Annotated in this window: 23 protein-coding genes; 3 read left to right on the forward strand and 20 right to left on the reverse strand. The window is 70.6% G+C overall.

The annotated features are described in order from the left end of the window. Positions 1 to 16 precede the first annotated feature (16 nt). Positions 17 to 394 (forward strand): ATP-binding protein, encoded by a 378-nt coding sequence (locus ACIA73_RS13880; RefSeq protein ID WP_399438682.1) that lies wholly within the window; start codon positions 17 to 19, stop codon positions 392 to 394. 185 nt (positions 395 to 579) lie between these two features. Here the strand turns inward: ACIA73_RS13880 and ACIA73_RS13885 are convergent, their stop codons facing one another. From ACIA73_RS13885 to fmt, 7 genes are all read right to left on the reverse strand, one after another. Continuing rightward, positions 580 to 1452 (reverse strand): RNA polymerase sigma factor SigF, encoded by an 873-nt coding sequence (locus tag ACIA73_RS13885; RefSeq protein WP_399438683.1) that lies wholly within the window; start codon positions 1450 to 1452, stop codon positions 580 to 582. Between the two features lie 199 nt (positions 1453 to 1651). Then, positions 1652 to 2308, reverse strand: a complete 657-nt coding sequence (locus tag ACIA73_RS13890; protein WP_399438684.1) for a response regulator — start codon at positions 2306 to 2308, stop codon at positions 1652 to 1654. 120 nt (positions 2309 to 2428) lie between these two features. Beyond that, positions 2429 to 3871 (reverse strand): GuaB1 family IMP dehydrogenase-related protein, encoded by a 1443-nt coding sequence (locus ACIA73_RS13895; protein WP_399438685.1) that lies wholly within the window; start codon positions 3869 to 3871, stop codon positions 2429 to 2431. 199 nt (positions 3872 to 4070) lie between these two features. Beyond that, on the reverse strand, positions 4071 to 5084 hold the full coding sequence (locus tag ACIA73_RS13900; protein WP_399439030.1) for a sugar-binding transcriptional regulator: 1014 nt from the start codon (positions 5082 to 5084) through the stop codon (positions 4071 to 4073). A gap of 163 nt (positions 5085 to 5247) precedes the next feature. Then, a complete protein-coding gene (gene rpe, locus ACIA73_RS13905) occupies positions 5248 to 5934 on the reverse strand; it encodes a ribulose-phosphate 3-epimerase (protein ID WP_399438686.1) in 687 nt (228 codons plus the stop codon). A gap of 134 nt (positions 5935 to 6068) precedes the next feature. Then, positions 6069 to 7580, reverse strand: a complete 1512-nt coding sequence (locus ACIA73_RS13910) for an RsmB/NOP family class I SAM-dependent RNA methyltransferase (RefSeq protein ID WP_399438687.1) — start codon at positions 7578 to 7580, stop codon at positions 6069 to 6071. A 101-nt stretch (positions 7581 to 7681) separates the two neighbouring features. Further along, positions 7682 to 8611: a methionyl-tRNA formyltransferase gene (gene fmt, locus ACIA73_RS13915; protein WP_399438688.1), complete on the reverse strand. Its 930-nt coding sequence runs from the start codon at positions 8609 to 8611 to the stop codon at positions 7682 to 7684. Positions 8612 to 8855: 244 nt separating this feature from the next. Between fmt and ACIA73_RS13920 the strand changes: the two genes are divergently transcribed. Further along, positions 8856 to 9494: a hypothetical protein gene (locus ACIA73_RS13920; protein WP_399438689.1), complete on the forward strand. Its 639-nt coding sequence runs from the start codon at positions 8856 to 8858 to the stop codon at positions 9492 to 9494. A gap of 142 nt (positions 9495 to 9636) precedes the next feature. Here the strand turns inward: ACIA73_RS13920 and ACIA73_RS13925 are convergent, their stop codons facing one another. Together ACIA73_RS13925 and ACIA73_RS13930 are read right to left on the reverse strand one after the other, a co-directional pair. Then, on the reverse strand, positions 9637 to 11787 hold the full coding sequence (locus ACIA73_RS13925) for a primosomal protein N' (RefSeq protein ID WP_399438690.1): 2151 nt from the start codon (positions 11785 to 11787) through the stop codon (positions 9637 to 9639). A gap of 52 nt (positions 11788 to 11839) precedes the next feature. Beyond that, complete coding sequence (locus ACIA73_RS13930) at positions 11840 to 12457, reverse strand: TetR/AcrR family transcriptional regulator (RefSeq protein WP_399438691.1); 618 nt, start codon at positions 12455 to 12457, stop codon at positions 11840 to 11842. Positions 12458 to 12492: 35 nt separating this feature from the next. On the opposite strand from ACIA73_RS13930, the gene ACIA73_RS13935 reads away from it, so the two are divergent. Continuing rightward, entirely contained in the window at positions 12493 to 13491 is a 999-nt protein-coding gene (locus ACIA73_RS13935) for a DMT family transporter (RefSeq protein WP_399438692.1), read from the forward strand. 274 nt (positions 13492 to 13765) lie between these two features. On the opposite strand, the gene metK is transcribed toward ACIA73_RS13935, so the two are convergent. The 11 genes from metK to ACIA73_RS13990 all read right to left on the reverse strand — a co-directional run bounded on the left by metK (position 13766) and on the right by ACIA73_RS13990 (position 26543). Then, positions 13766 to 14974 carry a methionine adenosyltransferase gene (gene metK / locus ACIA73_RS13940; RefSeq protein ID WP_399438693.1) on the reverse strand — a complete coding sequence of 403 codons (1209 nt, stop codon included), beginning with the start codon at positions 14972 to 14974 and terminating at the stop codon, positions 13766 to 13768. A 250-nt stretch (positions 14975 to 15224) separates the two neighbouring features. Beyond that, the gene (gene coaBC, locus ACIA73_RS13945; RefSeq protein ID WP_399438694.1) at positions 15225 to 16454 is read right to left on the reverse strand and encodes a bifunctional phosphopantothenoylcysteine decarboxylase/phosphopantothenate--cysteine ligase CoaBC; all 1230 of its coding nucleotides are present in this window, start codon (positions 16452 to 16454) and stop codon (positions 15225 to 15227) included. A 126-nt stretch (positions 16455 to 16580) separates the two neighbouring features. Beyond that, the gene (gene rpoZ, locus ACIA73_RS13950) at positions 16581 to 16853 is read right to left on the reverse strand and encodes a DNA-directed RNA polymerase subunit omega (RefSeq protein WP_028814064.1); all 273 of its coding nucleotides are present in this window, start codon (positions 16851 to 16853) and stop codon (positions 16581 to 16583) included. Between the two features lie 81 nt (positions 16854 to 16934). After that, positions 16935 to 17528, reverse strand: a complete 594-nt coding sequence (gene gmk, locus ACIA73_RS13955) for a guanylate kinase (RefSeq protein ID WP_399438695.1) — start codon at positions 17526 to 17528, stop codon at positions 16935 to 16937. 59 nt (positions 17529 to 17587) lie between these two features. Further along, positions 17588 to 17911, reverse strand: a complete 324-nt coding sequence (locus ACIA73_RS13960; RefSeq protein ID WP_014157387.1) for an integration host factor — start codon at positions 17909 to 17911, stop codon at positions 17588 to 17590. Between the two features lie 302 nt (positions 17912 to 18213). Next, the gene (gene pyrF / locus ACIA73_RS13965) at positions 18214 to 19050 is read right to left on the reverse strand and encodes an orotidine-5'-phosphate decarboxylase (RefSeq protein WP_399438696.1); all 837 of its coding nucleotides are present in this window, start codon (positions 19048 to 19050) and stop codon (positions 18214 to 18216) included. Next, entirely contained in the window at positions 19047 to 20159 is a 1113-nt protein-coding gene (locus ACIA73_RS13970; protein WP_399438697.1) for a quinone-dependent dihydroorotate dehydrogenase, read from the reverse strand. Before ACIA73_RS13970 ends, pyrF begins: the two co-directional genes overlap by 4 nt. A gap of 76 nt (positions 20160 to 20235) precedes the next feature. Beyond that, positions 20236 to 23550 carry a carbamoyl-phosphate synthase large subunit gene (gene carB, locus ACIA73_RS13975; RefSeq protein WP_399438698.1) on the reverse strand — a complete coding sequence of 1105 codons (3315 nt, stop codon included), beginning with the start codon at positions 23548 to 23550 and terminating at the stop codon, positions 20236 to 20238. Then, positions 23543 to 24679 (reverse strand): glutamine-hydrolyzing carbamoyl-phosphate synthase small subunit, encoded by a 1137-nt coding sequence (carA, locus tag ACIA73_RS13980; protein WP_399438699.1) that lies wholly within the window; start codon positions 24677 to 24679, stop codon positions 23543 to 23545. The genes carB and carA overlap by 8 nt, the downstream gene beginning before the upstream one ends. Beyond that, the gene (locus tag ACIA73_RS13985; RefSeq protein WP_399438700.1) at positions 24676 to 25260 is read right to left on the reverse strand and encodes a hypothetical protein; all 585 of its coding nucleotides are present in this window, start codon (positions 25258 to 25260) and stop codon (positions 24676 to 24678) included. The genes carA and ACIA73_RS13985 overlap by 4 nt, the downstream gene beginning before the upstream one ends. Continuing rightward, complete coding sequence (locus tag ACIA73_RS13990; protein WP_399438702.1) at positions 25257 to 26543, reverse strand: dihydroorotase; 1287 nt, start codon at positions 26541 to 26543, stop codon at positions 25257 to 25259. The genes ACIA73_RS13985 and ACIA73_RS13990 overlap by 4 nt, the downstream gene beginning before the upstream one ends. Between the last annotated feature and the right edge of the window lie 2 nt (positions 26544 to 26545).

Consider the following 26545-nt stretch of genomic DNA (forward strand, 5'->3'; position numbering starts at 1 on the left):
GACTAAGGAGCCGCCCGTGGTTGTCTTGGATTCACCGCGAGGAGCGCAGGGGGACAGCGCATCCGCCCGGGAGACCGCCGCCGCCTATCTGACCCAGCACTGCCCCTGGGCCGATTTCGACGCGGTGCTGCTGGTGGTCAGCGAGCTGGTGACCAACGCCGTCCGGCACACCTCCGGCTGGTGGCGGCTGCGACTGCGCGCCGGACAGGGGCGGCTGGTGATCGAGATGGACGACTCCAGCCCTGATCCCCCGGTGGCACGCGAGCCGGACTTCTCCGGCGGTGGCGGTTTCGGCTGGCACATGGTGATGCGCCTGGCGGGCCAGGTGGAAGTACACCGGCTGCCGGAGGGCAAGCGGGTCAGCGCGACATGGCTGCGCCCGGCCGGGGTTTAGACACAGGCCCCGAACGGGGCTGCCGGGTCCGTACGTCCTGCCTGCTGACGCCGTACGTCTGCCAGGCACATCCTGCCGCCCGGGGCGGTACCACGTGCCGGAGCCCGGTCACCCTCCCAGGGGTGGCCAGGCTCCGGAACCACTCATTCACTTGAACTACTCATTCACTTGCGCGCGGCGCCCGCTCACTCCTGGGTGAGCAGCCCCTCCCGCAGCCTCTTGGTGATGCGCGTCAGCAGCCGGGAGACCTGCATCTGGGAGACCCCCAGCTCGGCCCCGATCTGCGACTGCGTCATCTCCGCGCCGTAGCGCATGCTCAGGATCTGCTTGTCGCGCTCGTCGAGTTCCTCGATGAGCGGCTTGAGTGCCTGGACGTTCTCCACGATCTCCAGGTCGGCGTCGGTGTCACCGAGCCGGTCGGCGAGGGTCTGCGAACCGGAGTCGGCGCCGTCGTCGAGCGGGATGTCGATGGAGCCCGCGGTGTAGCCGTTGGAGGCGACCAGTCCTTCGACGATCTCCTCCGGCTCCATGTCCAGATAGGCGGCCAGCTCCGCGGTGGTCGGTGCCCGGTCGAACTGCTGGAAGAGCACGTCGGAAGCCTTGGCCAGGTCTATCCGCAACTCCTGGAGCCGACGCGGCACATGCACGGACCAGCTGGTGTCCCGGAAGAACCGCTTGATCTCGCCCACGATGCACGGCATGGCGAAGGTGGCGAACTCGACCTCGCGGGTCAGCTCGAACCTGTCGATGGCCTTGATCAGACCGATCGTGCCGACCTGCACGATGTCTTCCATCTGGTCGGAGCGGTTGCGGAACCGGGTGGCCGCGTACTTCACCAGGGCCAGATTGAGCTCGATCAGCGTGTTGCGGGCGTACTGGTACTCATGCGTGCCCTCCTCCAGGACGGCGAGCCTGGCGAAGAAGATCCTCGACAGCTCACGGGCATCCTTCGGGGCTACCTCCGACGGACTTTCCACGTGCGGAAGTTCCTGCTCCGCGGGTGCGACCACGGACATTCCACGCGTGGTGCCAGTCGGGACTGCGGTCGCCATGGACACGGTGTCCTCCCCTTCATCGGTGTATCAGCGCAAGGGCGCGTGTACCCGAAGGCAGGCCCGCCATTCGCGTCCACGCGCTGCAAATTTATTCAACACCACCTCGACAGCACCGATCCACTGACACCTCCCCCGGGCAATCCACCCCAAACCCCCTGTGGCGCCCTTCCGTGCCGGCCTCCCGCCGGTGCGACGCGGCCCCTCACTCCCCCGGGACGAGCCCCGCCTCGTACGCGAGGATCGCCGCCTGGACCCGGTTCCTGAAGTCGAGCCGGGCCAGGATCTGGCTGACGTACGCCTTCACCGTGCCCTCGACGACGTGCAGTTGGCGGGCGATGTCGGCGTTGGAGAGTCCGGCCCCGACCAGCGCGAGCACTTCGCGCTCCCGCGCGCTCAGCTGCTCGATCCGGGCGCGGGCGGACGCCTCCTTGCCCAGTCGGCCGGTACCGAGGTGGGTGATGACGCGCCGGGCGACGGTCGGCGAGAGGTACGCGCCGCCTTCGGCGACGGCCTGCACCCCGGCGATCAGCTCCCGGGGGTCACCGGACTTCAGGACGAACCCGGCCGCGCCCGATCCGAGCGCGCTCGCGATGTACGCGTCCTCGGAGAAGGTGGTCAGCATCATCACCGCCGTGCCGGGCAGCAGCCGCCGCAGCTCCTCGGCGGCCCGGAGCCCGTCCGCCCTGGGCATCCTGATGTCGAGCAGACAGACGTCCGGCCGGTGCTTGATCGCCAGCTCGACCGCCTCGTGCCCGTCCGCGGCCTCGGCGACGACCTCGATGTCGTCCGCGGATCCCAGGATGGCGCGCACCCCGGCCCTGATCATCGCCTCGTCGTCCGCCAGCAACACCCGGATCATGACTGTCCCTCCCCGTCGAACACCGTCCGGGCAGGCTATCGGGCACCCCGGAACGCCGAAGGCCCGCCTCCCCAACGGGGAGGCGGGCCTTGCCGGTTGAACCCGGAGGATCACTCCGTACTAGCTCCAGCTGGCGTGCAGCGGCTTGCCCTCCGCGTAACCGGCGGCGCTCTGCACACCGACGATCGCCTTCTCGGCGAACTCCTCCAGGGAGGCCGCACCGGCGTAGGTGCAGGAGGAACGGACGCCCGCGATGATCGAGTCGATCAGGTCCTCGACGCCCGGACGCGACGGGTCCAGGAACATCCGCGAGGTGGAGATGCCCTCCTCGAAGATCGCCTTGCGGGCGCGGTCGTACGCCGACTCCTCGCTGGTGCGGTTCTTGACCGCGCGCGCGGACGCCATGCCGAACGACTCCTTGTACCAGCGGCCGTCGGCCGACTGCTGGAGGTCGCCGGGGCTCTCGTACGTACCGGCGAACCAGGAACCGACCATCACGTTGGACGCACCGGCGGCCAGCGCCATCGCCACGTCGCGCGGGTGGCGGACACCGCCGTCGGCCCAGACGTGCTTGCCGTGCTTCCTGGCCTCGGCGGCGCACTCCATGACGGCGGAGAACTGCGGCCGGCCGACGCCGGTCATCATCCGGGTGGTGCACATGGCGCCGGGGCCCACACCGACCTTGATGATGTCGGCGCCCGCCTCGATGAGGTCCTTGACGCCCTCGGCGGCGACGATGTTGCCGGCCACGATCGGGACCTGCGGGTCGAGCGCGCGCACGGCCCTGACCGCGGCGATCATCGACTCCTGGTGGCCGTGCGCGGTGTCCACCACGAGGGTGTCGACGCCCGCGTCGAGCAGCTGCTTGGCCTTGCCTGCGACATCGCCGTTGATGCCGACGGCGGCCGCGATACGCAGACGGCCGTTGGCGTCGGTGGCGGGGGTGTAGAGGGTCGCGCGCAGGGCGCCCTTGCGGGTCAGGATGCCGGCCAGGCGGCCGTCCTTGTCCACGGCGGGGGCGTAGCGGCGGTTGGCGGCGTCCAGCTTGTTGAAGGCCTCGCGCGGGTCGATGTCCGCGTCGAGCAGCACCAGGTCCTTGGACATGACCTCGGAGAGCTGGGTGAAGCGGTCGACGCCGGCCAGGTCCTGGTCGGTGACGACGCCGACCGGCTTCTGGTCCGCGTCGACCACCACACCGGCGTTGTGCGCGCGCTTGGGCAGCAGCGAGAGCGCTTCGGCGACGGTCTGGGTCGGGGCCAGCACGATCGGTGTGTCGAGGACGAGGTGGCGGGTCTTGACCCAGCCCACGACCTCGGTGACGACCTCGATCGGGATGTCCTGCGGGATGACGACGAGGCCGCCGCGGCGGGCCATCGTCTCGGCCATGCGGCGGCCGGCGATGGCGGTCATGTTGGCGACGACCAGCGGGATCGTGGTGCCGGTGCCGTCGGGGGCGGAGAGGTCCACACCCTGGCGGGAACCGACCGCGGAGCGGCTCGGCACCATGAAGACGTCGTCGTACGTGAGGTCGTACGGCGGCTTGAGATCGTTGAGGAAACGCACGCGCGGAACATCCAGTCGTTCGGTGTTGGCCCCGGGGCATTTCAGCCCGGGGGAAAACGCACGTACTCGATTATCCCACGAGTGTCCGGTTTTGCGCGCTGGGCGGATCCTCCAGGGCGGACGAGGTGGAGTGGGCGGATGCTCCAAAGGGGGCGCCCGGCATCAAGCCAAGCGCCCCCTTTGTCGTACGCACAAAGGCTCAGTCGTCCGGGTCCGCCCGGTCCAGCGCCGGACGCGGCGGCGTCCCGCCCGCGCTCAGCAGGTAGTCCGCGGCGGCCGTGTCCGTGACCAGGCTGGTCACCAGGCCGGAGCGGAGCACCGCGTCGATCGCCGCGGCCTTGCGCAGCCCGCCCGCGATGGCGACCACCTCGGGTATGCGCCGGAGCCGGTCCGCCTCGACGGTGATGCAGCGCTCGCCGAGGTCGCGGCCGACCCGGCGGCCCTCCGAGTCGAAGAGGTGCGCGGAGGTCTCGGCGGCGACGCCGAGCGAGGCGTAGTGCGCGCGCTCCTCGTCGGTGAGCATGTCGTGAACGGTCGAGATACCCGGCTCCCAGGAACCGATGGACACACACGCCACGGTCACCTTGTCAAAGTACTCGAAGGCGCGTGCGATCCCGGTCTGGTTGCGCAGGGCGGCGGCCGTCGCCGGGTCGGGCAGCAGCATCGGGGCGTAGATGGGGTGCGCCTCGCCGCCGGAGACCTGGGCCGCCCTGCGGACCGCCTCGACGGAGCCGCGCTCGGCGGTGCCCGCGTCGTACACACCGGTGAGCTGCACGACCGTGCACGGCGGCAGGTGGTGCAGGGCGGCGGCCATGTGGATCGTGGACCGGCCCCAGGCCAGGCCCAGCACATCGCCCTCGTTGACCAGTTCACCGAGGAGATCCGCGGCGACCTCGCCCAGGTTCTCCGGATCCGGGGCGTCGTCGGCGGCGTCCGCCGGGGACTCCACGACCACCGCGTGCCGCAGCCCGTACCGGGCGCGCAGGGCGTCGGAACGCTCCGCGTCCAGTTCGGCCGGGACACGGATCTCGATCCGTACGAGATCGCGTTCCAGGGCGGTCTCCAGGACCCGGGCCACCTTGAAGCGGCTCACACCGAACTCCTCGGCGATCTGGATCTTGGACTTGCCCTCCAAGTAGAAACGGCGGGCCATGGCCGCCGCCTGCACCAGCTCAGCGGGTCCCATCCGCATGGCCGACCGGCCCGCTGACATCGCAGACACCGCGATCTCCTTACCTCTGTTTCACGTTCACACAATGGTTCGTCGTTCATCCTGTCAGATGCGACGTACCTTGATCAGCCCTGAGGGGCCCCGTTCATTTTGCCTTCTTATTACCGTCGCCGTATCGCTGCGGCAAGGGAACCGGTGCGACCAGTCAGTGGGCGCAGGCCCAGGGTGCCTTACCGGTCGCCTCGTCGGCCTGGTTGCGCAGCATACGGACAGCGGCGGCCGGGTCGTCGGTGTTGTAGACGGCGGAGCCCGCGACGAAGACGTCCGCACCCGCCTCCGCGCACCGCTCGATGGTGGAGGCGGAGACTCCGCCGTCCACCTGGAGCCACAGCTCCAGACCGTGCTTGGAGATCAGCTGCCGGGTCCGGCGGATCTTCGGCAGCATGATGTCCAGGAACGACTGTCCGCCGAAGCCCGGCTCAACCGTCATGATCAGCAGCATGTCCAGCTCGGGCAGCAGGTCCTCGTACGGCTCGATGGGCGTCGCCGGCTTGAGCGCCATGGAGGCACGGGCGCCCTTGGCACGGATTTCCCGGGCGGTACGCACCGGAGCGGCGGCCGCCTCGGCGTGGAAGGTCACCGACCCGGCGCCGGCCTCCACGAACTGCGGCGCCCAGCGGTCCGGGTCCTCGATCATCAGGTGGCAGTCCAGCGGAATATCCGTGGCCCTGCTCAGCGACTCGACGATCGGCACCCCGAGCGTCAGGTTCGGCACGAAGTGGTTGTCCATGACGTCGACATGGAGCCAGTCGGCGCCCTCGACGGCCTTGGCCTCGTCGGCGAGCCGGGCGAAGTCCGCGGACAGGATGCTGGGATTGATCTGCGCTGCCATGCCCCAAGCCTGCCATGTACCGGGGCAGTTCCCCGACCGGGATGCGGTTCTCCTGTGCGGGCGGCCCGAGGAGCGGGGACCCGGGGGCGGCGCCCCCGGTCAACTGCCCCGCCCCACGGGCGTCCCGCCCCGGCTCAGGCCGTGCGTCGCAGCAGCGCCAGATACATCGCGTCGGTGCCGTGCACATGCGGCCACAGCTGTACGTCGGGGCCGTCACCCAGCGCCGAGACCCCGGGCATCAGCGGCCTCGCGTCGAGCCACTCCACCTCGAAAGGCTCGTTGCCGGCGCCCTTGCCCCTGATCACGTCGTCCACGACGACCCGCGTCTCGGCCAGGTGCGGCGAGCAGGTCGCGTAACCGACGACGCCACCGACCCGTACCGCCTTCAACGCCTGTCGCAGCAGCTCCCGCTGGAGCGGAGCAAAGCCCTCCAGGTCCTCCGGGCGACGCCGCCACCGCGACTCGGGGCGGCGGCGCAGTGCGCCCAGACCCGAGCACGGCACGTCCATCAGGACCCGGTCGAAGGTGCCGGGCAGCCACGGCGGGCGGGTGCCGTCGGCGGCGATGACCTGGTAGGGCCCGGGGTTCCCGGCGAGCGCCTGCTCCACCAGCCGCGCCCGGTGGGGCAGTTTCTCCGAGGCCAGCAGCGCGGCGCCCCGCTCGGAGGCGAGTGCGGCGAGCAGCGCCGCCTTGCCGCCGGGACCCGCACAGCCGTCGAGCCACCGCTCGTCGGGCCCGTCCACGGGGGCGTTCGCGAGGGCGAGGGCCACCAGCTGGCTGCCCTCGTCCTGCACACCGGCACGTCCGTCCCGGACCGCCTCCAGCGCCCCCGGCTCGCCGCCCTCCGCCATCCGTACGGCATACGGCGACCAGCGGCCCGGCAGCCCGGACTCCTCGCCGAGCACATCGAGCAGTTCGTCGGTGGTGGAGCGTCCCGGCCGGGCGACCAGGGTCACCTCGGGCCGCTCGTTGTCGGCCTCCAGCAGGTCCTCGATGCCGCCCCGGCCGCCGCCCAGCGCGTCCCACAGCGCCGAGACGACCCAGCGCGGGTGCGAGTGGACGACCGCGAGGTGCTGCTCGGCATCGTCCTCGTACGGCGGCGCGACCTGCTCCACCCAGGCTTCGAGATCCTGCTTGGAGATCTTCCGCAGTACGGCGTTGACGAACTTGGCCCGCCCCTCACCGAGTACCACCCGCGCCAGCTCCACGCTCGCCGAGACGGCGGCGTGGGTCGGGATGCGGGTACCGAGCAACTGGTGCGCGCCGAGCGCCAGCACATCGAGCACCGGCGGGTCCACCTCGCGCAGCGGCCGGTCGATGCAGGCCGCGATGACCGAGTCGTAGGTGCCCTGCCTGCGCAGCGTGCCGTAGACCAGCTCGGTGGCGAGTGCGGCGTCGCGGTTGTCGAACTCCGCGTTCTTCTCGCGGGCCTTCTTCAGCAGCGGGGGCAGCACCAGGTTGGCGTACGCGTCCCGCTCGTCGACGGCGCGCAGCGCCTCGAAGGCGAGGAAGCGGACGGGGTCCTTCTGGGGCTTGCGGTGCGGCTTGTAGGGCTTGCGGGCCTGGCCGCTCCGGCCGCCGTTCCCTGACTTCGGGCCGCCGTTCCCGGACTTCGGGGCGTTCTGCCGGGGCTTCTGGTCGCTCAAAAGGTGCTCCGCTTGTCGAAAGGGTCGAACCCTCTCAGCGTACGTCCGCCTTGGTCAGCCGCTCGCCCACCCGTCTCCCACCACCGCCCTGCCTGACGTCGCTACGCGCCGACCCGCTCATTCGGAGCGATCCGCACCCCACGCGCCCAGTCCGCGGCCTTCATCGGCTTCTTGCCCTGCGGCTGCACCCAGAGCAGCTCCACGGCGTGCGAACCGGTGCCGACATGGACGTCGTTCTTACCGGCCGCCAGCTCGCCGGGCGCCAGCTCGGTCCGATCCGCGGCCAGGCCCGCCTGCACCAGCTTCAGCCGCTCACCGCGGAAGACCGTCCAGGCACCGGGCGCGGGTGTGCAGCCCCGCACCACCCGGTCCACCCGGAGCGCGGGCGCGTGCCAGTCGATCCGGGCGTCCTCGACGGTGATCTTCGGGGCCAGGGTGATCCCCTCGGCGGGCTGCGGCACCGCCTTCAGGGTGCCGTCCTCAATGCCGTCCATGGTCGCCACGAGCAGCCCGGACCCGGCGAAGGCGAGCCGGGTCAGCAGGTCACCGCTGGTGTCGGTGGGACGTACGTCCTCGGTGACGACCCCGTACACGGGCCCCGAGTCCAGCCCCTGCTCGATCAGGAAGGTCGACGCACCGGTCACCTCGTCCCCCGCCATCACCGAGTGCTGCACGGGGGCGGCCCCGCGCCACGCGGGCAGCAGCGAGAAGTGCAGGTTGACCCACCCGTGCGCGGGCACGTCCAACGCCACCTTGGGCAGCAGCGCGCCGTACGCGACCACCGGACAGCAGTCGGGCCCGATCTCCCGCAACCGCGCCAGGAACTCCTCGTCGCGCGGCTTCACCGGCTTGAGCACCTCGATCCCGGCTTCCTCGGCCCGCTCCGCCACCGGGCTGGCGACCAGCCTGCGACCGCGTCCGGCCGGAGCGTCGGGGCGGGTCACCACGGCGACGACCTCGTGCCGGGAGGCGATCAGGGCGTCCAGGGCGGGCACGGCGACCTCGGGGGTACCGGCGAAGACGAGCTTCATGAAGATACGGGCCTCTCGGGTACGGAATCGGGCAGCGCACCAGTCTATGGGCGCGGGCCGTTGCGTGCCCGAGGGGGCGTACGGATGTCCGTGCGCCCCGCGCATATGCGGACACGCCCCTGGAGCGTGACCACAACACCGGGTGGCGCGTTGGTCAAAAGAGATTGACCGAAACGGGTCGTCAACCTGACGGCCCCGTCCTTCTTCGTCCTTCTTCATCCACGCCGGTTCGAGAGGCTTCTTCATGGCCGACCACGCAACCCACGACGCCCAAGCGCGGGCCAGCCTGCACCTGTTGGTACGGGACATCGAGCGGGTCCGCCGGCAGGTGGACGCGCTGCGTACCCTCACCGCCCAGCTGGGCAATGTGTACCGCCCGCGCCGCTCAGGACCTTCCACGGGCTTCGTCGTGTACGGACGGGCCCCCGCTCCGACCGTCCGCCTCGCGCAGGAACTGCGGGACAGCGTCGAGACCCTGGTGACCGCCGCGGTGGACTTCGACCGCTCGCTCGGTTTCTCGTGGGACGCGGTGGGCTCGGCGCTCGGGGTCACCAAGCAGGCGGTGCACCGCCGTTACGGCGCCCGCCGGGCAGTGGCCCAGTCCACGGCCGCGACCACCCCGGACCACAACGCCGCGGACCCCACGATCCCGTCACCCGCCGGACCCCACTCCCCCGCTCTGCCGTCCGCGGTCCCCGCCCCGGCATCCTCCACCACCGGAACCACCGCGACAGCGACGGCCCCGGCCACCACCCGGACGATGCCCGGCATCCTCCCCGCGGTCCCTGCCGCCCGCTCCATGCCGCCCCAGCCCACGGCCTCCAGCCAGTCCCTCCGCGAAGAATCGCGCCCCGCCTCCTTCCCAAGCCCCCGCAACGGCTGACCCACTCCGCCCCCAGCGCCCCCTGCCCCGCCAGGGGGCGCCCCGCTGCCCAGAACCCCCGCTCACCTTTGTATCCCCCCTGGGCGACGGCCCCGCCCGCCCTCTCACTCCTGATAGCCCCCTTGGGCGGCGGGGCCGCCCCCTAACCAATATCCGGCGGATCCACCCGAATCCGTACCCCCTCACCCCCACCGCCCCCCCGCGCCATCCTCCCCGCCTGCGCCACCTTCAGCGCCGCCGCCAACGCCGCCCCCCGCCCCGGCGGCACCCGCACCAAAGCCCTCTCCCACCGCTCCCCCACCGGCGTATCCTGCGCCCGCCGAGGCCGCCCCGCATCCGCCACCGGCAACGGAATCGGCCCCAACACCTCCGCCTCCGCCGGAAGTTCCGTCATCCCCAGGAACTCCTCCACCTCCCCCTCCCGCCCACTCACCGAAGCCATCCGTGACACCGGCGGAAAGCCCAGCTCGGCCCGCTCCGCCAACTCCCGCTGCGCATTGCCGACCGGGTCCCACCGCACCAGCGCCTGCACCGGACGCAACGTCGGCTCCGCCACGATCACCACCGTGCCGCCCGCCTCCTGCCCACGCACCAGCGACGCGGCCGCGATCCACCGCCGCAGCGCGTCCTCCCCGGCCCGCAGATCGGGCCGCCCGAGCATCGCCCAGCCGTCGAGCAGCAACGCCGCCGCGTAGCCGCCCTCAGCCACCGGCTCCGCCCCCGGCGTACTCACCACCAGCGCGGGCTCCCCCGGCACCACATCCAGCACGTGGTCACGCCCTGAGGTCCGCACCGGCACCGCCGGAAACGCCCGTCCCAGTTCCTCCGCCGTCCGCCGCGCCCCCACGATCTGTGCCCGCAGCCGGTTGAAGCCGCACTCCGTGCAGACCCACCGCTCGTCCGTCCGCCCGCACCACCCGCAGTGCAGATCCCGTGCGTCGGGCGCCTCCAGAGGCCCCGCACAGTGCTTGCACCGGGCCGGCGTCCGGCACCTCTCGCACGCCAACCTCGGCACATACCCCCGGCGCGGCACCTGCACCAGCACCGGCCCGCTCTTCAGCCCCTGCCGCACGGTCTGCCAGGCCAGACTGGGCAGCCGGGCGGCCCGCGCCGCCTCGTCCCGCGCCAGCTCCTGGTCGCCCACGGTCCGTACGAGGGGCGCCGCCAGCCGTACCTGCTCACGCGGCGCCACCAGCGGCCGCGCCCACCCGCTCGCGACGAGCTGCGCGGCCTCGACCGTGCAGCTCGTACTCCCCAGCAGAAACCCGCACTTGTCCTGGGTGGCCCGCAGCTCCAGCACCTCCCGGGCGTGCGGCAACGGCGCGTGCTGCTCACTGAGGTTGGAGTCGCCGTCGTCCCACACCACCACCAGACCGAGGTCCCGGACCGGCGCGAACATGGCGGCCCTCGTGCCCACCGCGGCCCGCACCGCCCCCCGCCGCACCGCCAGCCACTCCCGGTACCTCTTCTCCGGACCGGCGTCGGCGGTCAGCACCGCATGCCGCCCCTCCCCCAGCACCTCACCGAGCGCCCTGTCCACCCGCTCCACACTCCGTCCGTCGGGCACCACGACCAGCGCCCCCCGCCCGGAGGCCAGCGTCGCCCCCACCGCCCGCGCGATCTCCCGCGCCCACATCGGTCCCGGCAGAGCGGTCCACACGGCCCGCGGCGACCCACCCCGGGCCAGCGACTCCAGGAAGGCGGCCCCCTGCTCGTACCTCCCCCAACTCCCCGCCTCGGGCACGGCAGGCGCCGGCAGCGCGGGAGGAAACGCCTTCTTCTCCGCCCGCGCGTTGCGGGGCGGAATCGCCAGTTGCAGCACATCGGCGAGGCTCCCCGCGTACCGGTCCGCCACCGCCCGCGCCAGCCCCAGCAGCTCCGGGCTCAACACCGGCTCCGGGGACACCACTTGCGCCAGCGCCGCCAGCGCCCCCTGATAGTCCGACTCCGCCACCCGCTCGACGATGAACCCGTCGATCAGCCCACCGCCCTCGCGCCGCCCGTCCCGCACCCGGTGCGCGCCGGCGCCGAACCGCACCCGTACCCGTACCCCCGGCTGCGCCTGCGCGTCCAGTTCCTCGGTCACCGCGTAGTCGAAGTAGCGGTCGAGGTGCAGCACGCCCTTGTTCACCATGACCCTGGCCACCGGCAGCTCCCTGGCCAGCGGCGCCCCTCGCCAGGTTCGCGGCTTGGCCTTCGGTACCTTCGCCTCACGCACCATGTCCCGGAGCAACGCAAGCTGCTCCGGTTCCTGCCCCGCGGGCTCCCGGCCCTGCTCATCGTCGCTGCTCACAGCCTCATACCTACCAGACCCCACTGACAGCGCACGGTGGCCGCAGCCCGCTTCACCCCGCCCCGCCCGCCACCGCGAGGACCGCCCGCGCCTGCTCCCTGGCGTGCAGCACCGGCTCCGCGAACATCTTCATGCCGTGCGCGACCAGCGCCCCTTCGTGCAGGAGCAGCAACGTCCGGCCGAGTTCCGCACCCCGCCCCGGCGCCCACTCCTCGGCGAGCCCGGTGAACAGGTCGAGCATCCACGCCTTCTGCCCGACGAGTACCGGGTACGCGGGGTGGGCGGGGTCGTTGATCTCCGCATGGGCGTTGATCATGCTGCACCCCCTGGAGCCGACCTCCGTGGCCCACGCGTGGGAGGCGTCGAACACGGCCAGGACACGGGCCGTCGGCTCCTTGGGCACGGCGTCCCACCGCGCCGCCAGGAAGGCCTGCCACCGCTCGTCGCGCTCCGCCAGATACTCCACCACCAGTTGCTCCTTGGAGCCGAACCGGTCGTAGAGCGTCTTCTTGGTGACTCCCGCCTCGGCGGCGATGCGGTCCACCCCGACCGCGTGGATGCCGTTGGCGTAGAAGAGCCGCCCGGCGGCCTCCAGCACCCGTACGGCGGCGGGTGTCATCGTGACGCGCTTCCGCTGGGTGAGAGGTTGCGGCTTCTTCACAGGATTCATGCCCCCACAGTAAACCGATCTGTATAGTCAACGCCATGGCTATACAGATCGGTATACCCAGGCTGCCGGGACCGTCAGGACGCGCTCTCACCGACCTCGCCCTCGCGGCGGGCTTCGTGCTCTGCTGGAGTTCCGGGTTCATCGGCGCCAAGCTCGGTGCGGGAAGCGCGCCCGCGGTGACCGTCCTGATGTGGCGTTTCCTGCCGCTGGCCGTCGCGCTGCTGGCCGTGGCCGCGCTGGCCCGCAGGACCTGGCGGGGCCTCACGGCACGCGAAGTGGCACGTCAGGCACTGATCGGCGCGCTGTCCCAGAGCGGCTATCTGCTCACCGTCTACTCCGCCATCCAGCTCGGCGTCTCCAGCGGCACCACGGCCCTCATCGACGGTGTGCAGCCCCTGGTCGCCGGAGCCCTCGCGGGGCCGCTGCTCGGTCTGTTCGTCTCGCGGAGCCAGTGGTTCGGGCTGGCGCTGGGGACCGCAGGAGTGCTGCTGGTCACGCTGGCCGACGCCGGTGCGGGGAGCGGACCCGCGTGGTGGGCCTATCTGGTCCCGTTCCTCGGCATGCTGTCGCTGGTGGCTGCCACCTTCCTGGAGAGCCGCTCGCGCCGGCGGGTGCCGCCGATGGTGTCGATGACCGTCCACTGCACCACCAGCGCCGTCGTCTTCACCGCGCTCGCCCTCGCTTCGGGGGCGGCGGCGCCGCCCGCCGAGACGCCCTTCTGGGTGGCGACCGCCTGGCTCGTGGTCCTGTCCACCTTCGGCGGCTACGGCCTGTACTGGGTGGTGCTGCACCGGTCCGGCGTCACCAGGGTCAACACCCTGATGTTCCTGATGGCCCCGGTCACCGCCGTCTGGGGTGCCGTCGCCTTCGGCGAGCCCTTCGGCGCCCAGACCGTCGCGGGGCTGGCGCTCGGTCTGACCGCGGTGGCGGTGGTGCACCGCGGCGCTTCCGGCCGCGGTGGCACCTCCGGTCGTACGTCCGAGATCAAATCGGCGAGCGGATCACGAACGCCCGAAGGGGCGCCTCTGCCATAGACCACTCGGCCACACCGGCCCCCGTACCAAGGGACCCGAGGGCGGGATTCGAACCCGCGAGGGCGTGTTCGCCCGGGAAGTATCCGCTCGCTCCCGCACCGGACCCCAGCCACCCTAGGCCCTCGACTCCGGACCGGACCAAGGCAATTGCGTGGCATACGCATTTGGGACGGCACAAAAAATGGGCCCCGGACCGCTTCGAGCGATCCGGGGCCCAGCCACACGCAGCACGCCCGACGAGCGGGCAGTACGTCTGACGGGAGAGCACTACGCCTTAGAGACCCGCGGCCTTCTTCAGCGCGTCCACGCGGTCCGTGCGCTCCCACGTGAAGTCGGGCAGCTCGCGGCCGAAGTGGCCGTAGGCGGCCGTCTGGGCGTAGATCGGGCGCAGCAGGTCGAGGTCGCGGATGATCGCGGCCGGGCGGAGGTCGAAGACCTCGGCGATGGCGTTCTCGATCTTGTCCGTGTCGATGGTGGCCGTGCCGAAGGTCTCGACGAAGAGACCGACCGGCTCGGCCTTGCCGATCGCGTACGCGACCTGGACCTCGCAGCGCGCGGCGAGACCTGCGGCCACGACGTTCTTGGCGACCCAGCGCATCGCGTACGCGGCGGAGCGGTCCACCTTGGACGGGTCCTTGCCCGAGAAGGCGCCGCCGCCGTGGCGGGCCATGCCGCCGTAGGTGTCGATGATGATCTTGCGGCCGGTGAGGCCGGCGTCGCCCATCGGGCCGCCGATCTCGAAGCGTCCGGTCGGGTTGACCAGCAGGCGGTAGCCCTCGGTGTCGAGCTTGATGCCGTCCTCGACGAGCTGCGCCAAGACGTGCTCCACCACGAACTCGCGGATGTCCGGGGCGAGCAGCGACTCCAGATCGATGTCGCTCGCGTGCTGCGAGGAGACCACGACGGTGTCGAGACGGACGGCCTTGTCGCCGTCGTACTCGATGGTGACCTGGGTCTTGCCGTCGGGGCGCAGGTAGGGGATCGTCCCGTTCTTGCGAACCTCGGACAGTCGGCGCGAGAGCCGGTGCGCGACGTGGATCGGGAGCGGCATCAGCTCCGGGGTCTCGTCGCAGGCGTAGCCGAACATCAGGCCCTGGTCGCCCGCGCCCTGCTTGTCGAGCTCGTCCTCGTCGCCCTCGACCCGCTTCTCGTACGCGGTGTCGACACCCTGCGCGATGTCCGGGGACTGCGCGCCGATGGACACCGAGACGCCGCAGGAAGCGCCGTCGAAGCCCTTCTTCGAGGAGTCGTAGCCGATCTCAAGGATCTTGTCGCGCACGAGCTGAGCGATCGGCGCGTACGCCTTGGTGGTGACCTCACCGGCGACGTGCACGAGGCCCGTCGTGATCAGGGTCTCCACGGCGACCCGGGAAGTCGGGTCCTCCCGGAGGAGCGCGTCGAGAATCGTGTCGCTGATCTGGTCAGCGATCTTGTCGGGGTGGCCCTCGGTCACAGACTCCGAGGTGAACAGACGACGGGACACAACGCTCCCTGGGGTTGCAGCGGCTGCTGGCTGATCATTGGCGGACCGGCCGGGAGCTGCGCCCGGCGTCGATCCGCCACCACTTTATCTGTCGTGCCTGGCTGATGGACCACGTGTCTCGCCGAATGGGAGTGGTGTGACCGGCGGCACTACCCGGCACGGCACCGAAATCAAGCCGCACCTGGGTTCGAATACCCCGATTTCACGGTGTTTCGAACCCCTGGCGAGCCGAATTGTCCTGCTGGGGGTTCTAGCCGAGTCGAGGGACGACCAAGTCCCACACGACCTCGGCGAGAGTTTCCTTCGGCCCGTAAGGCACCGGGGTCTCGGCCCCGTCGGCGGCCAGCACCACCGCCTCGTTCTCCTCCGAGCCGAAGGTCTTGTGCTCCCCCACCTCATTGACGACGAGCAGGTCACAGCCCTTGCGCCGGAGCTTCTTGCGGCCGTTGGCGAGTACGTCGTCGGTCTCGGCGGCGAATCCGACGACGACCTGGCCCGGCCGGAGCCGCGCACCGCTGCCCGCACCCGCGACCTCGGCGAGAATGTCCGGATTACGGACCAGGGTGAGCGGCGCGGGCTCCTGACCGTCCTGCTTCTTGATCTTCCCGGCGGCGTACGTCTCGGGCCTGAAGTCCGCGACGGCGGCGGCCATCACCACCACGTCGGCGTCCTCGGCCGCCTTCAGCACCGCTTCCCGCAGCTGGGCGGCGGTCCCGATGTGGACCACGTCCGCGCCGGCCGGATCGGTGAACCCGGTGTTCGCCTCGATCAGCGTGACCCGGGCGCCCCGGGCCAGCGCGGTGCGCACGAGGGCGTACCCCTGCTTGCCGGAGGACCGGTTGCCCAGGTAGCGGACCGGGTCCAGCGGCTCGCGCGTCCCGCCCGCGCTGATGACGACATGGCGGCCGGTGAGGTCGGGCTCGGTGACACTACGCCCGAGGCTGTGCCTCCTCAGGACAAGCCGGCACGTCTCGAAGATCTCGACCGGGTCGGGGAACCGCCCCTTGCCGGTGTCGACGCCGGTCAGCCGGCCGACGGCGGGCTCCAGGACCACCGCGCCGCGGCGGCGCAGCGTCGCCACGTTCTCCTGGGTGGCCGGGTGCTCCCACATCTCGGTGTGCATCGCGGGGGCGAAGAGGACCGGACAGCGGGCGGTGAGCAGGGTGTTGGTGAGGAGGTCGTCCGCCAGGCCGTGGGCAGCCTTGGCGAGCATGTCGGCGGTGGCCGGGGCGACCACGACCAGATCGGCGTGCTGGCCGATGCGGACGTGCGGGACCTCGTGGACGGAGTCCCAGACCTCGGTGGAGACCGGGTTGCCGGACAGCGCCGACCAGGTGGCGGCGCCCACGAAGTGCAGCGACGCCTCGGTCGGTACGACCCGCACGTCATGGCCCGACTCGGTCAGCCGGCGCAGCAGCTCGCACGCCTTGTAGGCGGCGATGCCCCCGCTGACTCCCAGGACGACCTTCGGCTTCTCCACAGTCACAGCTCCCGCACTCGTACCGACCCGACCGACATCTGCATGACCCATCACACACCACAGGCCCGACGGGAGTCCCGTCGGGCCTGTGGTGAAGGTGCTGGTGCTGCCTAATTCGCCTACCGGCTACTGCGCAGGGCCCTCGATGGCCTCGGACGTCAGCAGACCCGCGTTGATCTCACGCAGGGCGATCGAGAGCGGCTTCTCGTGGACGTGGGTGTCCACCAGCGGACCGACGTACTCCAGCAGGCCTTCGCCCAGCTGGGAGTAGTACGCGTTGATCTGACGCGCGCGCTTGGCCGCGTAGATCACGAGGCTGTACTTCGAGTCCGTGGCCTCGAGCAGCTCATCGATCGGCGGGTTGATGATGCCCTCGGGCGTGGAAATGGAAGAGGACACGCTCTACCTTCCGAAAACTTCCGGGATACCCGGCTTCCCGGAGGACCGGTCTTCTGGGGCGCCCGAAAAAATGGACAAAGATCAAACAACTTCCATCAAGGCTAGCAGCTCACGCGCTACGTCCTCGACGGAGGTGTTGACAAGGGTGGTGTCGAACTCGGCCTCGGCGGCGAGCTCGACCTTGGCAGCGGCCAGCCGGCGCTCGATGACCTCGGGCGACTCGGTGCCGCGGCCGGTGAGGCGGCGGACCAGTTCGTCCCAGCTCGGCGGGGCCAGGAAGACCAGCTGGGAGTCGGACATCGACTCCTTGACCTGGCGGGCACCCTGGAGGTCGATCTCCAGGAGAACGGGCTCGCCCGCTTCCAGGCGCTCACTGACGGCGTTGCGCGGGGTGCCGTAGCGGTTGCCCGCGAACTCGGCCCACTCCAGCAGCTCGCCATTGGCGACGAGCTTCTCGAACTCCTCGTCCGTGACGAAGAAGTAATGCACGCCGTTGCGCTCGCCGGGCCGCGGCTTGCGCGTGGTGGCCGACACGGAGAGCCAGACCTCGGGGTGAACCTTGCGCATATGCGCGACGACCGTGCTCTTGCCGACCCCTGAGGGGCCGGAGAGCACGGTCAGCCGCGGACGTACGTCCGGGGGTGCGGGGGACGTCCCCCGGGATGTTGCAGCCATGGAGCGATTATTCCAGCTTTCCGGGGGTGCCCGGAACGCCGGATGCCCATGGGCAGGGATCAGGCAGCGCTGCCGCCGAATTCACGCTCCAGCGATGCGATCTGATTGGAGCCGAGACCGCGCACCCGGCGGCTCTCGGAAATGCCGAGCCGCTCCATGATCTGCTTGGCGCGGACCTTGCCCACGCCGGGCAGGGATTCAAGAAGGGCGGAGACCTTCATCTTCCCGATGACGTCGTTCTCCTGGCCCTGCTTGATGACCTCGTGGAGGGAAGCGCCGGAGTGCTTGAGTCGATTCTTGACCTCGGCCCGCTCCCGGCGAGCCGCGGCGGCCTTTTCGAGCGCGGCTGCGCGCTGTTCAGGGGTAAGGGGCGGAAGAGCCACGCCTACGTCACCTCGGATGTCGATCTGTCGGATACGGACCGGTGCGGAAACCAGTCCCTTCCGCACGCGGTGAGCGACACACGGTGGAGCTGTGTGTTTGCTCTCGTCGGAGACTAGCGGGCATGGCCGCTCCCGTCAGTGAGAACGGACTAAAAGTCCTGGTCAGCCTCAGACGAGCTGGACATTTGCCGCGTAACACCCGGGTTTTGGGTCACTAATTCGTCAACTTCGCTCCCGGACCCGTCCGCCGACCGCCTCCCGGCTCGCCCAAAGGCACCCCGAAGACCACCTCCGGCCCGCTCTCAGGCGCCGGAAACCGCTTCCCGCACCTCGTCGGCGAACCGCTGGGCGGAATCCCGGAGTCCGGTCAGGTCGGGTCCGTGACGCAGAACACCGCGGCTCACGCTCGGGACGACGTTCCCGACGGCGGACCCGAAGACTCCGGGAAGGTCGGCCGGAGTCGCGCCCTGGGCGCCGATGCCCGGGGCGAGCAGCGGCCCGTTGATCGCGAGATCCGCGCCCGCGTCGCCGAGGGTCGCGCCGACGACCGCGCCGACCGAGCCCATCGGTGCGGCGCCCGCGTTCTCGGCGGCCATGTGGTCGAGCATCAGCTGGGCCAGCGAGCGGCCGTCGGCGGCGGTGGCGCGCTGGACCTCGGCGCCCTCGGGGTTGGAGGTGAGGGCGAGGACGAAGACGCCGGCGCCGTTCTCCCTCGCCAGGTCGAGCGCCGGACGCAGCGAGCCGAAGCCGAGGTACGGGGAGACGGTGACCGCGTCCGAGAAGAGCGGGGACGCCGGGTCGAGGTAGGTGGCGGCGTACGCGCCCATGGTGGAGCCGATGTCGCCGCGCTTGGCGTCCATCAGGACCAGCGCACCGGCGGCCCGCGACTCCTCGACGGCCTTCTCCAGTACGGCGATGCCGCGCGAGCCGAAGCGCTCGAAGAACGCGGACTGCGGCTTGAGGACCGCGACCCGGTCGGCGAGTGCGTCGACGACGGTGCGGGTGAAAGTCTCCAGGCCCTTGATGTCGTCGTCCAGGCCCCAGGCGTTCAGCAGCGAGGCGTGCGGGTCGATGCCGACGCAGAGGGGGCCACGGGTGTCCATGGCCGTGCGGAGGCGGGTTCCGAAGGGAGTGGTCATGCGGCGGCCTGCTTCCGGGTGTCTGCGCCGACGGCCTCGGCGAGGGTCTCGTACGGGCTGGCGGCGAGGCGCGCGGCCAGGCCCTTGTGGACGGCGCGGGCGTAGCACGGGCCCTCGTAGATGAAGGCGCTGTAGCCCTGGACGAGGGTGGCGCCGGCGAGGATGCGCTGCCAGGCGTCCTCGGCGTTCTCGATGCCGCCCACCCCGATGAGGGTGAGTTCGCCGCCCACGCGGGCGTACAGCCTGCGCAGGACCTCCAGGGAGCGCTCCTTGACCGGGGCGCCGGAGAGACCGCCGGTCTCCTTGTAGAGCTCGGGGGAGGACTTCAGGCCGAGGCTCTCGCGGGCGATGGTGGTGTTGGTGGCGATGATGCCGTCGAGGCCGAGTTCCAGGGCCAGGTCGGCGACCGCGTCGACGTCCTCGTCCGCGAGGTCGGGGGCGATCTTGACCAGCAGGGGGACGCGGCGGCCGGTGACGGTGCGCTCGGCGGCCTCGCGCACGGCGGTGAGCAGCGGGCGCAGCGACTCGGTGGCCTGGAGGTTGCGCAGGCCGGGGGTGTTCGGCGAGGAGACGTTGACCACGAGGTAGTCGGCGTGCGCGGCGAGGCGCTCGGTGGAGGTGACGTAGTCGCCCACCGCTTCTTCCTCGGGGACGACCTTGGTCTTGCCGATGTTGACGCCGACGGTCGCCCGGAAGACGGGGTTGCGGGCGGCCAGGCGCGCGGCCACCGCTTCGGAACCCTCGTTGTTGAACCCCATGCGGTTGATCAGCGCGCGGTCGGCGATCAGGCGGAAGAGGCGCTTCTTGGGGTTGCCGGGCTGCGGCTGGGCGGTGACGGTGCCGATCTCGATGTGGTCGAAGCCGAGCATGGTCATGCCGTCGATGGCGACCGCGTTCTTGTCGAAGCCGGCGGCCAGGCCGAAGGGGCCGTGCATCCGCAGGCCGAGGGCTTCGGTGCGGAGTTCCTTGTACCGGGGTGCGAGGGCGGCGGCCACGAATGTGCGCAGGACGGGGACGCGGGCGGCCAGGCGGATCCAACGGAAGGCCAGGTAGTGGGCCTTCTCGGGGTCCATCCGCGTGAAGACGAGGCGGAAGAGGAGCTTGTACATGGGTGACTGCCTTCGGGAGGTGCGTGGGGGTCGGCTCGCGAAGAGGGGGACACCGTTTCCGGTGTCCCCCTCGTTCTCAGCTGTCCTCGCGGGCCGCGGTCAGATGTTCCGCGTGTTCCTGGAGGGAGCGCACTCCCACGTCGCCGCGGTTGAGCGCGTCGATGCCCTGCACGGCGGCGGCGAGCGCCTGGACCGTGGTGAGGCAGGGGACGGAGCGGGCCACTGCCGCCGTACGGATCTCGTAGCCGTCGAGGCGGCCGCCGGTGCCGTACGGGGTGTTGATGATGAGGTCGACCTCACCGTCGTGGATCAGCTGGACGATGGTCTTCTCACCGTTGGGGCCCTCGCCCTCGGACTGCTTGCGCACGACGGTGGCGTTGATGCCGTTGCGCTTGAGGACCTCGGCGGTGCCGGAGGTGGCGAGCAGCTCGAAGCCGTGGGCGACCAGTTCACGGGCCGGGAAGATCATGGAGCGCTTGTCGCGGTTGGCGACCGAGATGAAGGTGCGGCCCTTGGTGGGCAGCGGGCCGTACGCGCCGGCCTGCGACTTGGCGTACGCCGTGCCGAAGACCGAGTCGATGCCCATGACCTCACCGGTGGAACGCATCTCCGGGCCCAGCACCGTGTCGACGCCGCGTCCGTGCATGTCGCGGAAGCGGCTCCACGGCATCACGGCCTCCTTGACGGAGATCGGCGCGTCGGGCGGCAGTGTGCCGCCGTCACCGGTCTTCGGCAGCATGCCCTCGGCGCGCAGTTCGGCGACGGTGGCGCCCAGCGAGATGCGGGCGGCGGCCTTGGCCAGCGGCACCGCGGTCGCCTTCGAGGTGAAGGGGACGGTGCGCGAGGCGCGCGGGTTGGCTTCCAGGACGTAGAGGATGTCCCCGGCCATGGCGAACTGGATGTTGATCAGTCCGCGCACGCCGACGCCCTTGGCGATGGCCTCCGTCGAGATCCGCAGACGCTTTATGTCGTAGCCGCCGAGGGTGATCGGGGGCAGTGCGCAGGCGGAGTCGCCGGAGTGAATGCCGGCTTCCTCGATGTGCTCCATGACACCGCCGAGGTAGAGCTCGGTGCCGTCGTAGAGGGCGTCGACGTCGATCTCGATGGCGTCGTCGAGGAAGCGGTCGACCAGGACCGGCCGCGAGGGGCTGATCTCGGTGGACTCCTCGATGTAGGAGGACAGGCGGGTCTCGTCGTAGACGATCTCCATGCCGCGTCCGCCGAGGACGTACGAGGGGCGTACCAGAACGGGGTAGCCGATCTCGTCGGCGATGGCCTTGGCCTCGGCGAAGGTGGTCGCGGTGCCGTGCTTGGGGGCCGGGAGACCGGCCTCGGCCAGCACGCGGCCGAAGGCGCCACGGTCCTCGGCGGCGTGGATGGCCTCCGGCGGGGTGCCGACGACCGGGACGCCGTTGTCCTTGAGCGCCTGGGCGAGACCCAGCGGGGTCTGGCCGCCGAGCTGGACGATGACACCGGCGATCGGGCCCGCGAGGGACTCCGCGTGGACGATCTCCAGCACGTCTTCGAGCGTCAGCGGCTCGAAGTACAGGCGGTCGGAGGTGTCGTAGTCGGTGGACACGGTCTCCGGGTTGCAGTTGACCATCACGGTCTCGTAGCCCGCGTCGCTGAGCGCGAAGGAGGCGTGGACGCAGGAGTAGTCGAACTCGATGCCCTGGCCGATGCGGTTCGGGCCGGAGCCCAGGATGATCACGGCGGGCTTCTCGCGCGGCGCGACCTCGGACTCCTCGTCGTACGAGGAGTAGAAGTACGGGGTCTTCGCGGCGAACTCGGCGGCGCAGGTGTCGACCGTCTTGTAGACCGGGCGCACTCCCAGCGCGTGGCGGACCTCGCGGACGACGTCCTCGCGCAGACCGCGGATCTCGGCGATCTGGACGTCGGAGAAGCCGTGGCGCTTTGCTTCCGCAAGCAGCTCGGGATCGAGCTTCTCGGCGGCCGCGAGCTCGTCCGCGTATTCCTTGATCAGGAACAGTTGGTCGACGAACCAGGGGTCGATCTTCGTGGCGTCGAAGACCTCCTCCTGGGTGGCGCCGGCCCGGATGGCCTGCATGACGGTGTTGATGCGGCCGTCGGTGGGGACCTTGGCGGTCTCCAGCAGCTCGGCCTTGTCACCGGTCTCGCCGACGAAGGTGAACTGGCTGCCCTTCTTCTCCAGCGAGCGCAGCGCCTTGTTGAGCGCCTCGGTGAAGTTGCGGCCGATGGCCATGGCCTCGCCCACCGACTTCATGGTGGTGGTGAGGGTGGCGTCGGCGGCCGGGAACTTCTCGAAGGCGAAGCGCGGGACCTTGACCACGACGTAGTCGAGAGTCGGCTCGAAGGAGGCCGGGGTCTTCTCGGTGATGTCGTTGGGGATCTCGTCCAGCGTGTAGCCGACGGCGAGACGGGCGGCGATCTTCGCGATCGGGAAGCCCGTGGCCTTGGAGGCGAGCGCCGAGGAGCGGGAGACGCGCGGGTTCATCTCGATGACGATGACGCGGCCGTCGTCGGGGTTGATCGCGAACTGGATGTTGCAGCCGCCGGTGTCGACGCCGACCTCGCGGATGATCGCGATGCCGATGTCACGCAGCCGCTGGTACTCGCGGTCGGTGAGGGTCATCGCCGGGGCGACCGTGATGGAGTCGCCGGTGTGGACGCCCATCGGGTCGAAGTTCTCGATGGAGCAGACGACCACGACGTTGTCGGCCTTGTCGCGCATCAGCTCCAGCTCGTACTCCTTCCAGCCGAGAATGGACTCCTCCAGGAGCACCTCGGTGGTCGGCGAGAGCATGAGGCCCTGGCCCGCGATGCGGCGCAGCTCCTCCTCGTCGTGCGCGAAGCCGGAGCCGGCGCCACCCATGGTGAAGGAGGGGCGGACGACGACCGGGTAGCCGCCGAGCTCGTCGACGCCCTTGAGGATGTCGTCCATCGAGTGGCAGATGACCGAGCGGGCGGACTCGCCGTGGCCGATCTTGGCGTTGACGGCCTCGACGACGCCCTTGAAGAGCTCGCGGTCCTCGCCCTTGTTGATCGCCTCGACGTTGGCGCCGATCAGCTCGACGCCGTACTTCTCCAGCACACCCTGCTCGTGCATGGAGATCGCGGTGTTGAGCGCGGTCTGGCCGCCGAGGGTGGGCAGGAGCGCGTCGGGGCGCTCCTTGGCGATGATCTTCTCGACGTACTCCGGGGTGATCGGCTCGACGTAGGTGGCGTCGGCGATCTCCGGGTCGGTCATGATCGTCGCCGGGTTGGAGTTCACCAGGATGACCCGCAGGCCCTCGGCCTTGAGGATGCGGCAGGCCTGGGTGCCGGAGTAGTCGAACTCCGCGGCCTGGCCGATGACGATCGGGCCGGAGCCGATGACCAGGACGGACTGGATATCGGTGCGCTTAGGCACGCTGGCCCTCCATGAGGTTCACGAAGCGGTCGAACAGGTAGGCCGCGTCGTGCGGTCCGGCTGCTGCCTCGGGGTGGTACTGGACGCTGAACGCGGGCTGGTCGAGCAGGTGCAGGCCCTCGACCACGTTGTCGTTGAGACAGACGTGGGAGACCTCGGCCCGCCCGAAGGGGGTGTCGGAGACCTTGTCGAGCGGGGCGTCGACGGCGAATCCGTGGTTGTGCGCGGTGACCTCGACCTTGCCGGTGGTGCGGTCCTGCACCGGCTGGTTGATGCCGCGGTGGCCGTACTTCAGCTTGTAGGTGCCGAAGCCGAGCGCACGGCCGAGGATCTGGTTGCCGAAGCAGATGCCGAACAGGGGGGTCTTCCTGGCGAGGACCTCCTTGATGACGGTGAGGTCGACGGTCGCCGGGTCGCCGGGGCCGTTGGAGAGGAAGACACCGTCCGGGGCGACCGCGTAGAGGTCGTCGGCCGTGGCGGTCGCGGGCATCACGTGCACCTCGATGCCGCGCTCGGCCATCAGCGCCGGGGTCATGCCCTTGATGCCCAGGTCGATCGCCGCGACGGTGAACTTCTTCTCACCGATCGCCGGGACGACGTACGTCTCCTTGGTGGCGACCTCGGCGGAGAGGTTCGCGCCCTTCATCTGCGGGGCTTCCTTGACGCGGGCGAGCAGGGTCGCCTCGTCGGCCAGGGCCGCACCGGAGAAGATGCCGACCCGCATGGCACCGCGCTCGCGCAGGTGGCGGGTGAGGGCGCGGGTGTCGATGCCGGAGATCCCGACGACGCCCTGCTTGACCAGTTCGTCGTCCAGGGACCGGCGGGAACGCCAGTTGGACGGGATGCGGGCGGGGTCCCGGACGACATAGCCCGCGACCCAGATCTTCGCCGACTCGTCGTCCTCGTCGTTGATGCCGGTGTTGCCCACGTGCGGGGCGGTCATCACGACGACCTGACGGTGGTACGAGGGATCGGTGAGGGTCTCCTGGTAGCCGGACATGCCGGTGTTGAACACCGCCTCGCCGAAGGTCTCCCCCACGGCCCCGTAGGCGCGGCCGCGGAAGCTGCGGCCGTCCTCCAGGACGAGTACGGCGGGAGCCTGGCCGGCTCCCCGGGTGGAGATCGTCATCGTGCGGTGCCTTCCGTAGTAACTGCCACTGCTGTGCTGTTCATGGTGGTGATGGCCTCGACCCAGGCCGTGTGCTCGGCCGCCCTGTCGGACCTGAAGCCCGAGTCGAGCAGCTTGCCGCCGTGCTCCCAGGTGACGACCAGCAGGCCGCCCTCCGCGAGGACCTTGCCCGCGATGCCCTTGTCGAGCCGGGCCTCGCGGAGCTGGGGCGCGGGGATGAAGAAGTCGCCCGCCCCGGGGCGTACGACGACCAGCCCCTGGTCGGTGAGGGTCAGCTCGGCCCTGCTGCGCGTGCCCAGACCGTGGGCCACGATCCGGTCGAGCCACTGCCCGGCCGTGGTGGACCCGTGGTACCGGCCACTCATCCTCAGCTTCGCCGCACCGGGCTGCTCCGGCGATTCGGGGAGCTCGGGCAGGTCCGACTGGAGGGTCCCGCGCCACTTCCAGCCCTGGCGCATCAGCCAGTACACGAGGGCGACGAAGAGGGCCAGTCCGACGACCCACGCGATGCGCGAGCCCCAGTCGGTCACTTCCGCCGACTTCTTCTCGGCTTCTGCCGCCAGTGCGATAAGAGATGTCACGCGAGTTTCCCGTCCACGACCGTTGCCCGGCCCCGCAGGAAGGTGTGGGTGACGCGTCCCGGCAGCTCGCGACCCTCGTAGGGGGTGTTGCGGCTGCGGGAGGCGAAGCCCGCGGGGTCCACCTGTCCACGGTAAGCGGCATCGACGAGGGTCAGGTTCGCGGGCTCCCCCGCGGCGACCGGGCGGCCGTGGCTCTCCAGGCGTCCGATGACGGCCGGGGCGTACGACATCCGCTCGGCGACGCCCGCCCAGTCGAGCAGCCCCGTCTCGACCATCGTCTGCTGGACCACGGACAGCGCGGTCTCCAGGCCGACCATGCCCATGGCGGCGGCGGCCCACTCGCAGTCCTTGTCCTCGTGCGGGTGCGGGGCGTGGTCGGTGGCGACGATGTCGATCGTGCCGTCGGCCAGCGCCTCGCGCAGCGCGAGGACGTCCTTCTCGGTGCGCAGCGGCGGGTTCACCTTGTAGACCGGGTTGTACGAGCGGACCAGCTCGTCGGTGAGCAGCAGGTGGTGCGGGGTGACCTCGGCGGTCACGTCGATACCGCGCGACTTGGCCCACCGTACGATCTCGACCGAACCGGCGGTCGACAGGTGGCAGATGTGCACCCGCGAGCCGACGTGCTCGGCGAGCAGTACGTCGCGGGCGATGACCGACTCCTCGGCGACGGCCGGCCAGCCGCCCAGACCCAGCTCGGCGGAGACGATGCCCTCGTTCATCTGGGCGCCCTCGGTGAGGCGGGGCTCCTGGGCGTGCTGGGCCACGACGCCGCCGAAGGCCTTCACGTACTCCAGCGCGCGACGCATGATCACCGCGTCGTCGACGCACTTGCCGTCGTCGGAGAAGACCTTCACCCCGGCGGCCGAGTCGTGCATCGCGCCCAGCTCGGCGAGCTTCTTGCCCTCCAGGCCGACGGTGACGGCGCCGATCGGCTGCACGTCGCAGTAGCCGGACTCCTTGCCGAGCCGGTAGACCTGCTCGACGACGCCGGCGGTGTCGGCGACCGGGAAGGTGTTGGCCATGGCGAACACGGCGGTGAAGCCACCGGACGCGGCGGCGCGGGTGCCGGTGAGGACCGTCTCGGAGTCCTCCCGGCCCGGCTCGCGCAGGTGGGTGTGGAGGTCGACGAGGCCCGGCAGGAGGACCTTGCCGTCGGCCTCGATGACCTCGGCGCCCTCGGCGGACAGACCGGTGCCGACCGCCTCGATGGTCTCGCCGTCGATCAGTACGTCCTGGGTCTCGCCGCCCAGCACCTTCGCACCGCGGATAAGGATCTTGCTCATGA

The organism is Streptomyces sp. NPDC051561 (assembly GCF_044454195.1).
GTDB lineage: Bacteria > Actinomycetota > Actinomycetes > Streptomycetales > Streptomycetaceae > Streptomyces.

Bases quoted from the DNA above. Each gene is read 5' to 3' on its own strand.
- ACIA73_RS13890 (WP_399438684.1), bottom strand. From the start codon at position 2,308: ATGATCCGGGTGTTGCTGGCGGACGACGAGGCGATGATCAGGGCCGGG.
- ACIA73_RS13900 (WP_399439030.1), bottom strand. From the start codon at position 5,084: ATGTCAGCGGGCCGGTCGGCCATGCGGATGGGACCCGCTGAGCTGGTG.
- rpe (WP_399438686.1), bottom strand. From the start codon at position 5,934: ATGGCAGCGCAGATCAATCCCAGCATCCTGTCCGCGGACTTCGCCCGG.
- fmt (WP_399438688.1), bottom strand. From the start codon at position 8,611: ATGAAGCTCGTCTTCGCCGGTACCCCCGAGGTCGCCGTGCCCGCCCTG.
- ACIA73_RS13920 (WP_399438689.1), top strand. From the start codon at position 8,856: ATGGCCGACCACGCAACCCACGACGCCCAAGCGCGGGCCAGCCTGCAC.
- ACIA73_RS13930 (WP_399438691.1), bottom strand. From the start codon at position 12,457: ATGAATCCTGTGAAGAAGCCGCAACCTCTCACCCAGCGGAAGCGCGTC.
- ACIA73_RS13935 (WP_399438692.1), top strand. From the start codon at position 12,493: ATGGCTATACAGATCGGTATACCCAGGCTGCCGGGACCGTCAGGACGC.
- gmk (WP_399438695.1), bottom strand. From the start codon at position 17,528: ATGGCTGCAACATCCCGGGGGACGTCCCCCGCACCCCCGGACGTACGT.
- pyrF (WP_399438696.1), bottom strand. From the start codon at position 19,050: ATGACCACTCCCTTCGGAACCCGCCTCCGCACGGCCATGGACACCCGT.
- ACIA73_RS13970 (WP_399438697.1), bottom strand. From the start codon at position 20,159: ATGTACAAGCTCCTCTTCCGCCTCGTCTTCACGCGGATGGACCCCGAG.
- carA (WP_399438699.1), bottom strand. From the start codon at position 24,679: ATGACGATCTCCACCCGGGGAGCCGGCCAGGCTCCCGCCGTACTCGTC.
- ACIA73_RS13990 (WP_399438702.1), bottom strand. From the start codon at position 26,543: ATGAGCAAGATCCTTATCCGCGGTGCGAAGGTGCTGGGCGGCGAGACC.